Origin of the sequence: Coleofasciculus sp. G2-EDA-02, from assembly GCF_040226375.1 — a bacterium.
Lineage (GTDB): Bacteria > Cyanobacteriota > Cyanobacteriia > Cyanobacteriales > Coleofasciculaceae > Coleofasciculus.
Genome location: NZ_JAVKEW010000135.1, coordinates 1 through 9,492 on the forward strand (window position 1 = coordinate 1; position 9,492 = coordinate 9,492).

The window sequence follows — 9,492 nt, forward strand, 5'->3', positions numbered from 1 at the left end:
ATTGATAATTGACAATTGATTAATTGGGTCTAAAACCTCTTCGTTTACGAAGAAATTAAAAAAGATTTTCCTTAATTTCAATCCTCTTCTTTTAAGGAGAGGTCATTATCCATTGTTCATTATCCATTGTCAATTTGTGAAATTATTTTTTGATTCTTGAATTCTGCCTGATTAGTCGTGATTAAATTCTGTGAATATTCCTCAAACCCTTACATATAGACGAATGACGATAAGATCCCTTAACTTCAATTATTTCCCAGCTACTTACCCTTTTACTCCCGATTAAGATATTGTTCAATTAGCGTCACCAATTTTTTCAAGCTAATCGGCTTCGCCAGGTAATCCGTTACCCCTGAAGCCAAGCATTTTTCCCGATCCCCAGGCATTGCCAAAGCGGTGACAGCAATAATTGGCATCCGAGGCAAATTCATGTCCGCCCGAATCTGGCATGTTGCTTCTAATCCATCCATTTCTGGCATTTGAATATCCATTAAAATTAAATCGGGTGTATGCTGTTTAGCTTGTTGAACCGCTTCGATACCGTTTCGCGCTAAAACTACGCGAAACCCTTTACTGTGCAAATAATCCGTCATTGTCAAAATATTTGCTTCATTATCTTCTGCCAATAGAATTAACGGTAACTCTTGTGCCACTGGTGGATAATCACTCTGAGATGTTGGGGCAAACAACTGACTCAAAACAGACTGTAACTGGGGACGAGAAACGGGTTTAAGCAGATAATCAGACGCCCCTAATTCTAAAGCTTTAGTCGGATCATCTACCACGGAAACCACCACCACCGGGATTGATGCCGTAGCCGGATTTCCTTTTAACTGAAGCAACACCTCCCAACCGGAAATATCCGGCAGTAAAATGTCTAAGATAATCACATCCGGCTTAAACTTATGCACGGCGTCAATCGTACCTTCACCCTGAGGATGGATCAAAACCGTTACTCCTAATTCTCTCAGATAACGGGCAATATGGTTCGCTGAAGCATCCGAGTCTTCCACGACTAAGGCGTTGTGAATCGGAGGCAATTCTTTAGACACCAGTTTAGTCTCCCTCAGGGTTTGCCCTTTCAACTTGGTATGTTTCCAGGGAAGTGTCACCGTAAAGCAACTTCCCTTACCCACCTCACTTTCTAAAGTAATACTTCCTCCTTGTAATTCCACAATTCGCCGCACCAATGCTAACCCTAACCCTGTACCAGCATAGCGACGTGAGAGACTGCTATCTAATTGCACAAAGGGTTTAAACAGTTTATTCAAGTTTTCTGGGGCAATACCAATCCCAGTATCGGTAACACTAAACTGCAACTGTTCATTGTCCGGATCTGCCGTAACCTGTAACGACACCTCGCCACTATATGGTGTAAATTTTACCCCATTACTTAATAAATTCACTAACACTTGGCGCAGGCGTCGTTCATCCACTTCAATCTCGCTGACTACCGATGCAATTTGGTAATGGAGTTTAATATTTTTCTGCTGAGCCTGCTGTTTAATAAAGGTTAAACTCGATGTACAAAGATAGTCTACAGAAACCGGATTAAGCGAGAAGGACATTTTGCCGGACTCAATTTTAGAAAGATCCAGAATATCATTAATTAAGTCTAACAAATGCTTGCCACTTTGTTCAATTGTCACCAGGGATTTTCGCTGCTTGGCGGTTAACTCCCCATAGACTTCTTCCTGTAGGGCTTCGGCTAAACCCAGAATCGCATTCAGAGGTGTTCGCAACTCATGACTCATACTTGCCAGAAACTCATCTTTTAAACGGGTAGCCCTGGCTAATTCAGCATTGGCTAAACTAATCCGTTCATTACTTTCGCGTAACTGTTTTTCTGCCTGCTTGCGTTCAGTGATATCATAAACTAAGGCACAAGACCATAATAGTTTCCCTTGGTCATCTAAGACGGGACTTGTGGACATATACGCCCAGATCTTGTTTCCGGCTTTCGTACACAATTGCACCTCTTGTCGATGAACTTGGCTTGGATTGAGCTGGATAGGAAACGGCGGGGCAAAATAGTTATCCCCTGGCGTGATAAAATCCGCGATCGCATGTCCTAACATTTCCACTTCGGTATACCCCAACATCCGTGCCATTGCCTGATTGATGTAGGTAGTATTTCCTTGGGCATCAATCACCCAGATTCCTTCCTCGGCGAGTTCCACAATTTGGGCGTAGCGAGTCTCGGTTTCCCGAATCTGACATTCTAACTTCTGGTTGAGGCGTTTAATCTCATTTTCTGCCTGCTGACGTTCGGTAATATCGGTGAGAAAAACAATCACAAATGTGCCATTTTGGGTTTGAATCGTACTCAGCCCCACTTCAATGGGAAACTCACTCCCATCCCGACGTTTGGCAGATAAAGTCTTAGATTTACCCATGGCTCTTTTACTCGGATGGGCGAGATAATCAGCCCGATAATCACTATGGATGAAGTGATAGCGTTGAGGCATTAAATATTCAATCTCCCGCCCAAATACCTCGGTGCGATTATAGCCAAATAACTCTTCTGCTTTAGCATTAAAAATAACAATTTCCCCTTGAGCCTTGGTGACAATGATCGCTTCTGAAGCGGATTCTAAGAACGCCCGGAACTTAGCCTCACTCTCCCGCAGGGCGGCTTCTGTCGCTTTGCGATCGCTAATATCTTCCACAACCGCTAGGGCATAGTTTTGATCCTTTTCTGAATCATGCACCCGCGAGATGGAAATATAAACCCATCGCCATTTTCCATCTTTACGAATGTAGCGTTTTTCCAGAGAATAGTTAGAACTTTCCCCCGCCATCAACTGCTGTAAATATCCCTTATTTTGTTCCCGATCATCCGGGTGAGTAATATCTTGCACCAGCCGCCCCACTAATTCCGATTCCGGATAGCCAGTAATGTCACAATAACGTTGATTTACCCGCAAGAGTTCTCCCGAAGGCTTAGCAACAGCAATCCCAACAGAGGCTTGTTCAAAGATAGCACGGAAGCGTTCTTCACTATCCTGTAATGCCCGTTCAGCTTGTTTTCTTTCCGTAACATCATGAATAATCGAAACCAGAAAAATCCGTCCTTGGATCTCAATCGGACTCGAATACACTTCCACCTCGCGAATCTCTCCCGACGCCAGACGGTGAGGAAAAACAAAATAGGTGCGTTCCTCTAATTTTGCCCGTCTCATCTCCGCCTTAACTTGAGTCGGTAGTAGACAATTTAGATCCGTAATCTTCTTAGTGATCAGTTGCGATCGCGAATAGCCGTAAAAATCTACCGCCGCCCAGTTTGCATCAGTAATTGCACCCGTTTCGGCATCGATTAAGAGTTTAATCGCCTTACTATTCTCAAACATGGCACGAAAACGGGCTTCACTCTCTCCCAGGGCGGCTTCGGCTTTTTGTCGTTGCCATGCATTGGTTAAAATTTCACCCACGATTCTCAGCAGATGAATACAGCTATCTGACCAAATTTTTTCCTGGCGAAATGAATCAAATCCTACCCAACCCATCATAGTCCCTTGATAGATTAGGGGAACCGCGATATGAGAACATCGATGAGAGGCTTGCCAATAGTGGCGATCTAGGGTAGCTTGATCAGGTAGATGATTAATATTGGGAATATAAACCACCTCACCCCGTTGCAGTTGAGCAAATTCCCAAGGAAAGGTTGAGATAGAAACCTCTGGGCAGGCATGAATTTGGCGGTTGATTCCGGGTGTCACCCATTCATGAGTCATCCTTACCGTCTGCCCATCCTGACTCATCTGAAAAATATAACTGGTATCCACTTGAGTGAACGCGCCAATTTCGGCTAAAGCCTGGGTGATTCCGGCTTGAATATCGGCAGATGCCAGATTAATGAAGCGAGTGGAAATAGTGGCAACGAGTTGATCAAAGTCTAATTGATATTGTAATGCCGCTTCTGCCGCTTTGCGATCGCTAATATCGGTATGTGAACCCACCATCCTTACCACTGTACCCGACTCATCCCACAGGGCTTGTCCGCGATCTAAAATCCATTTATAGGAGCCATCTTTACACAAGAGGCGATGCTCACTACTATAATAAGGAGTCTTCTGGTCAAAATGGTCTTGAATCAACCCCATCACCCACTCTAAGTCATCGGGATGGACTCTTTTCGACCATTCATCCACATGATTGGCAATTTCATCATCCTCATAGCCCAACATTTCTTTCCAACGGGGCGATAGGAACACTTGATTCGTTTTCACATTCCAATCCCAGATGCCATCATTATTCCCCCGCAGGGCTAAATGCCAACGTTCTTGACTAACACGCAAGGCTTCCTCGGCTTGTTTGCGATCAGTAATATCAGAGGCAATGCCATCAAGTCGCAGGGGATAGCCATCCTCATCGTAAGTCACCCGCCCCCGATCGCAAAACCAGCGAATTTCTCCATCGGGTCGCTGAATCCGATATTCTAGGCTGTATGTCCCCTGTGCCAATAACTGTTGACGAAAGGTACTGACTTGGGCATAATCATCAGGATGAACCACCTCTAGCCACAGGTTGGGATGGTCAAAAAAGTCTTGTACTGGGCGTCCATAAACCCTTTCTGTAGCTGGATTCAGGTACAGCACCTTATGGGTAGTCGCACAGACTGACCAAACCATATCATCAAGGGCATTAAGAATACTATCTAAGCGTTGTTTATTTTGGCGCAATGCCACTTGCGTCCGCAATGCCGATATACCATAAGCTAGGTCATTTGCCAATTCTGTCAGTAATCTGACTTCAGCTTGATTAAAAGCATCGGCTTCACTGGCATAGATATTCAACGCCCCCAAACAGGTTCCTTCTACAATTAAGGGTAAGGCGATAGATGCCGCGTAACCTTGTTTGATTGCCCCATCTCGCCAAAGCTGATAAGTTGGATCAGTGAGAATATTTTGGATAATTCTGGGTTCTTGGGTGCGAATCGCTGTCCCTGTGGGTCCTGTGCCGCGTTGATTATCCCCCCAACTAATCTGTAAGGTTTCAATATAGTTATCCTCATACCCCGCTTGGGCAACTGGATGCACGGTTTTGGCATCATCGGTTTCAGCAAAACCAATCCACACACAACGATAGCCACCGAATTCCACAATTATCTGACAGATATTGTGCAGCAGGGTGGTTTCATCGGTAGCCAAGACTAAAGCTTGGTTACATTCAGAAAGGGTTCGCAGGGCGCGATTGGCGCTATAGAGTTCTTGTTCGGAACGCTTACGCTCTGTGATATCCTGAGTCACAACCATACCTGCGATGATTTCACGGGTCTGGTTTTTCACGGGTAGGGCATGAACGGAGAAAATACGATCCTGAAAGGGAATCTCACGGGTAACAGTTTCGCCCGCTAAGACTTGGCGATAGATGGGTTCTAGCTGGGTAGAGGTTTGGGGGGGAAAGCATTCCCAGATAGTGTTTCCTTCTAATTGGGTTTTGGATAAACTTACAGGGGCTAAACCACTCCCATCTGCGAGTAGATAGCGCAATTCATGATTAAATAGAAGTACCGCCCCATGGGGGAAGTTTTCAACGACTGCCCGATAGCGGGCTTCACTCTCCCGCCAACGGCGATCGCTCTTTTGTAAATGTTGTTCTAAACGGTAGGATAGGTAGGCGGCGATAGTGGAACCACCGATACCGATAATAGCTGCAAGTGCCAAGACAAAGCCAGTAAACTGTCGCTGTTGTTCTAATTGTTGGTTGAGTTGAGTCTGTTGTTGTTGTTCGATTGCCAGAAACTGCTGGATTTCATCGTTAACCTGATCCATGACTTGCTTCCCCTCTAGCAGTTGAGCGATGAATTCCGGGGATTCTATGGCGGTTTCAGGTTGGGAATTCACGAGTCGGAGATTGCGTTGGAGCAAGGTGATTCTAGCCGTGGCTAATTGGCGAATCCGTTGCAGGCGATGGGTTTGGGAATGTTCTTGGGCGACGAGTTGACGCAATTGTTCCAGACTTACGGGAATTTGTGCGATCGCGGATTCATAGCCAGTGAGAAAGTCTTGACGGCGGGTAATTTCATACCCTCGCACAGCGGTGTCGGCTTTGAGGAGATCGGAGTGTAAGCGTTGAGCTTCCAGACGCACCTGTTGAGTCTGTTGCAATCGAGTTTCGGCTTGGGCGGTTTGGAATTGCAACCAGCTAAATGTGGCGAGTGACGTGACTAGACAGGTGACAGGAATAGCCAGGATTAACTGGCGTTTTTGTTGACGGGAAATCGTGATCCGGCGAAATTGTCGAGGTTGGGCGGGGTTGCTATCCATGCTAGGTGCTTCTGGGGGAAAGCTGATTCAACTCATCTCTAGCATAGTGTAGGGGCGGGTTTCACGATTATCGTTTCGGTTGCATCCAGATGTAACTAAACCCGCCCCGACTGAGGGGTTTGGTAACAGGGGTTTGGTAACAGGGGTTTGGTAACCAAACCCCTACGGTTGCTGGGGTTCGATGCGGATCAGTTGTCCGTTGGCTTCATCGGTGAGAATGTATAATAGTCCATCAGGACTTTGGCGCACATCCCGCACCCGTTGACCGATAGGGATGGATGTCTCATTTACCACATTACTGGATTCATCAAGTTCAATATGGCGGACATCGCGGGAAACTAGCCCCCCCGCAAATAAATCGCCTTGCCATTGGGGGACGCGATCGCTATCATAAATAACCAGACCCGATGGTGCGATCGCACGAGTCCAGACGAATTTGGGATCGACCAAACCCGGACGAGACTGCTGATCAGAAATGATTCCCCCAGAATATTCGCGGCTATGGGTGACGAGGGGCCAACCGTAGTTTTCACCCGCTTCCACCAGATTTAATTCATCGCCGCCTCTGGCGCCATGTTCCGTAGACCAAATCCGATTGGTTTGGGAATCGAATGCGAGTCCCTGGATATTGCGATGTCCATAACTCCAGATGGCTGGATCAGCTTCTGGGGATTCGACGAAAGGATTGTCATTGGGTATTGTACCATCGTCGTTGAGGCGGATAATTTTACCTAAATGACTGCGGCGGTTCTGCGCCTGTTGACGGATTAGATCACCATCGAGTTGAACCGGTGGATTTCCCCCATCACCGATCGCGACTAACATGGTATCGTCAGGTAGCCACACAATGCGGGAACCGAAATGCTGTCCCCCTGATTTAAGTTGAGATACCTGGAAAATTACCTCTAAATCCTGGAGGGCGCTACCCTCAAATTTGGCACGGGCAACTCGTGTATGATTAGCTTGGCGCGTACCGTGGGAATAGGTGAGATAGACCCAAGAATTCTCAGAAAAGCGGGGATGAAGGGAGATATCCATTAACCCACCCTGCTGCATTGCAAACACTTCTGGCACCCCAGGGATGGGTGTGGGATCGAGTACCCCATCGCGGACAATTCGCAGTTGTCCTGATCGCTCAGTAATTAGTATCGCACCATCGGGTAACCATGCCATACCCCAGGGATGATCTAACCCTTCGACGATGGTAGTTTTCTGGAAGCCTTGAGGTGTAGCGACTGGATCAGCCGCATCCTGGGATGAGGCTGAATCCACCGATTCGGGTGGGGTTTGGGGAATGGTGGTGGTAAATGCACAACTGGTGAGGGTTACTAGCGCGATCGCACTCCCAGTTTCTTGGATTAGGCGAGGGATTTTGATAGTCATGGCGATTTTCCGTCTGATGTGGTGGTTCGCTAGAGGTGTTAAGTTCTTTCTTTTGGGTGTACCTCATCTGTTGGGGAAAGCGCAATGTTTAGCATAAGTTCCAAATACACTAGATCTCTAAAGGAGTCACAATACGGTGGTGGGCAATGCCCACCCTACTCCCAGCCAACGACAATAGGAGATTGACAATCTAAATTTGAGGTTAATTACTCTTGGTATAAGATTACAAATCTCGCATTTGTTGCTCCACACTCATCGCAATTTGCAAGGCTTCATCGAGCAAATAACCATACTGATCCGTTGACAGATCAAGTTCTCCCGCCACTAAACTGGTTAAATTATTTTCTAGTGTAACCATCAAGTCATCCGGTCGTGCCATTCCCCCTTGTTTCGTCCGAATAATTTCTATCTTAATCCCTTGCAGCAAACTATTTTTAGTCATTCGTAACGTCCGCAACACCTTCTCCGCTGCTAAGCAATTATCCCCTGGGCAGTTTTTTTCCGTCCGACTCAGTTGATTCAGCATGGCTAGGGATTTAACCACACGATTGTACTTATCCACTTGCCGTAACAACTTAGCCACAGATTTCCAGCGTTTTGCCTGATTCAGCAGCCAAATATTCGCTAATACTAAAATCACAACTGACCCAAAAAAAAACAAAAGAAAGACGTTGGCAATGTCCGCCCCAGCACTCGGCAAATTCCCCGATCGCTTCACCGCCAGAAACCCCACAGGCATAACAAAAATCAGAATTAGACCCAAACTAAAGACCTCAATAAACAGCAGCGATCGCAGATGTTGGGAGTTACGCCAAAATAAGCCACGGTAAACCGTTGTGGCTAGCCCTGCACTCAGATCTAACCCGGCGCTTTGCTCTAATTCGGTTGGAGTAATTGGCAAATCTGCTAAATTATTCAGCATAAAATTATCTCCCCAAGTCATTAATTTTTTCTGCTTAATTAAAGCCTAAAGCGTGAGTCAGAGTTTTCCAAATATGCACATAGAAATTACTCTCTAAAGGACGAAACAGCGCAAAGTCTTTTCCCGGCGTACCAAAAAAGGGTCGCAGTGACCAACCCAACTGACTGCCAACAAAACCGTAGAGAAATAACCAAGCTTGCACAACCTTAAGATTACGGGATTTATCCGTATCTTGAGAATGAGAATGCAGCAACTTCATGCTTTGGTAGAAAAACTGAATACCGATCACGCCAGTTAAGGCAAAAATGACCACATTGAGTAACTTGAAAAACTCGTAATCATTCACCGAGAGCAGGAAAAACAAGACCACAGGAACAAACGCCAAAAGCATGACACTGATCACTGACGTGGTGGCTAAGAGCAAAACTAAATATTGGCGAAAATTGCGCTGTGAACCCGTCACCACCTCGAAAATATATAAACTGGGCAGACAAACCAGCAATGTGATTAAATAAAGACCAGGTAACTTAATCGCTGAACTAATCGCCTGCAGCCAATGACTCGACGCCCCAATCACCAAGCCGTACAACGCGATAAACGAAGCGCTACAGACTAATAATGAAACAATTTTACTATCGAGTCCGATTTTCTTCTCAACCTCGGTCAGAAACGTCTTGCGATCGCGTAAAAAAGACATCAAACTAGCAAAGTGATTCATCCTGTCCTCCGGGTATACAAGTCGAATCTCTACATTCCTCGACTATAGCAGGAGTTTAATGGGCGTAGGGGCGCATGGCGTGCGCCCATAAAATCGACAAATCTATCCCACAATTTTATCTGTATCAGTCCAGTAGGAATATTGTGTATAAATGACGATATTGTAGGGGCGCATGGCGTGCGCCCATAAAATCGACAAAT

The 9,492-nt window shown here is 46.0% G+C and carries 4 protein-coding genes; all 4 read right to left on the reverse strand.

All coding sequences use genetic code 11. The features are described from left to right. Window positions 1-272 precede the first annotated feature (272 nt). Window positions 273-6,269 (reverse strand): PAS domain S-box protein, encoded by a 5,997-nt coding sequence (locus tag RLO19_RS15365; RefSeq protein WP_446357710.1) that lies wholly within the window; start codon window positions 6,267-6,269, stop codon window positions 273-275. 162 nt (window positions 6,270-6,431) lie between these two features. Next, window positions 6,432-7,652: a PQQ-dependent sugar dehydrogenase gene (locus RLO19_RS15370; protein ID WP_446357712.1), complete on the reverse strand. Its 1,221-nt coding sequence runs from the start codon at window positions 7,650-7,652 to the stop codon at window positions 6,432-6,434. 223 nt (window positions 7,653-7,875) lie between these two features. Next, a complete protein-coding gene (locus tag RLO19_RS15375; RefSeq protein WP_446357714.1) occupies window positions 7,876-8,574 on the reverse strand; it encodes a hypothetical protein in 699 nt (232 codons plus the stop codon). 34 nt (window positions 8,575-8,608) lie between these two features. Beyond that, the gene (locus RLO19_RS15380) at window positions 8,609-9,292 is read right to left on the reverse strand and encodes an actin-binding WH2 domain-containing protein (protein WP_446357716.1); all 684 of its coding nucleotides are present in this window, start codon (window positions 9,290-9,292) and stop codon (window positions 8,609-8,611) included. Window positions 9,293-9,492 lie beyond the last annotated feature (200 nt).